We start from the raw sequence: 1913 nt of genomic DNA, 5'->3' as shown, positions 1-1913 counted from the left end.
CTATCAATCTAACGAAAGAGGACTCCACCCGACGCTAGGGTGGAGGTGAATTTCGTATAGCCTAACTCTGCTGATTTTGAATGTATTGCTTAATAATCTCCAACGGCGCTCCGCCACATGAGCCGGCAAAGTAAGAGCGTGACCACAAAACAGGTTTATTGTAAGCTGCTCTTAGGTCGATAAAGTTGGCTCTCATGCGCCGACTTGTGACCGACTTTAGATTATTAACCATCTTACTTAGTTGTACCGTTGGCGGGTATTGAATCAGCATGTGAACATGATCGCCTTCACCGTTACATTCCTTGAGTTCTGCACCAAAATCCTTGCATACCTCAGCAACAACTTCTCTAAAGAATTGGTGGTGATTGTCGGCTAAAACCTTTTTGCGGTACTTAGTGATGAATACCAAATGCACATGCAGATTATAAGCAGAATGACGGTTTTTATATATCTCACTCATTATAATAAATACCCTTTATTGTTTATGTTATATAGTATAACATGGTATAAATAACAAACACACTGACTAATAAAGCATTCATTATGAAAATTAATAAAGCGTACAAATTTAGGCTTGAGCCTAATGCAGAACAAGAGGTTATCTTAAATAACCTTGTTGGTTCTGCACGTTTTGTTTGGAATCAAGTGCTTGCGGTATCGTTTGAGATGTTTGCTAAAAATGAGTTTATTAATGCAACCAATTTGGTTAATAAAATCATGGATATTAAAGCAAATCCTGAGTTTGCCTTCTTAAAAACAAGCTCTAACGCGGTGTCTTTACAACAAAAAATTCGTGATCTCGCTTCTGCTTGGTCACGCTTTTTTGACCCTAAAGTTCATGCACGATTGAAAGAGAATAAGAAAAAACCTAAAAAGCCTAAGTTTTTCAAGCTTGCCGACGGTACTGAAATCCAACTACGCCCGCTCATGCCACGCTTTAAACGCAAGTCAGATGGCCGCGATTCAATCCGCTTGGTTCAGTTTGATAAATATTGCCGTGTTGAAGGCAATCGTGTCAAACTACCGAATGGTGTAGGGTTTGTGAAGTTTAGAAAATCGCAAGACATTCTTGGGATAATTAAAAACGTCACCATCAGCAAGAAATCCGGTCATTGGTACGTGTCGTTTGGCACAGAGCGGGAGTTGGCCCAAAACCCAATTCATCCCTCTAAAACCGCCGTAGGGATTGATTTAGGGGTCGCTAAACTGATTGCTACCTCAGATGGCCAAGTTATCAAACCCAAAAACAGTTTTAAAGCCAATCAAATTAAACTGGCTGCATTACAGCGCCAACTCAGTAGGAAAGTCTTATTCAGTCAAAACTGGAAAAAGCACAATCGCAAGATTCAAAAACTCCATCATCACATCGCCAATATTCGCCATGATTACTTGCACAAAATCACCACCACAATCAGCAAAAACCACGCCATGATTGCCTGTGAGGATTTAAAAGTCGCCAATATGTCGAAGTCTGCCAGTGGTTCGATGGAGAAAAAAGGAAAAAACGTCAAAGCCAAGTCAGGATTGAACAAATCCATTTTAGATCAAGGTTGGGGCATGATGGTCAATATGCTTGAGTACAAGCAACAATGGCAAGGCGGGTTACTGATTAAAGTAAACCCGCGTTATACAAGCCAAACTTGCTTTAAATGCAAGCATGTTGCAAAAGAAAATAGACGTACCCAAGCAAAATTTGAGTGCGTTGAATGTGGTTATATTGCGAATGCAGATGTTAATGCAGCTCGTAATATTCTTGCGGCAGGACATGCCGTTTTGTCTGTCGAGGGAAGATGCAGTAAAGGTCGCCCGTTGAAGCAGAAAACTTGCGACGGTCGTGAGAAAGTCGCCTAAGAGCTTTTGCTTTTAGAATCCCCCGCTTGAGCTTGTCGAAAGTGGCGGGAGTATGTCAATAA

Annotated in this window: 2 protein-coding genes; one reads left to right on the top strand and one right to left on the bottom strand. The window is 41.0% G+C overall.

Going from position 1 to position 1913, the window contains the following annotated elements; genetic code table 11:
• Positions 1 to 61: 61 nt before the first annotated feature.
• A complete protein-coding gene (gene tnpA, locus EI161_RS14135) occupies positions 62 to 460 on the bottom strand; it encodes an IS200/IS605 family transposase (protein ID WP_192523734.1) in 399 nt (132 codons plus the stop codon).
• Between the two features lie 83 nt (positions 461 to 543).
• On the opposite strand from tnpA, the gene EI161_RS14130 reads away from it, so the two are divergent.
• A complete protein-coding gene (locus EI161_RS14130; protein WP_192523735.1) occupies positions 544 to 1851 on the top strand; it encodes an RNA-guided endonuclease InsQ/TnpB family protein in 1308 nt (435 codons plus the stop codon).
• Positions 1852 to 1913 lie beyond the last annotated feature (62 nt).

The sequence above is a fragment of the Psychrobacter sp. FME5 genome (assembly GCF_014861375.1).
Classification (GTDB): Bacteria; Pseudomonadota; Gammaproteobacteria; order Pseudomonadales; family Moraxellaceae; genus Psychrobacter.
Note: the sequence above shows the minus strand (reverse complement) of the source record. Positions and strands in the feature narration are given on the sequence as shown.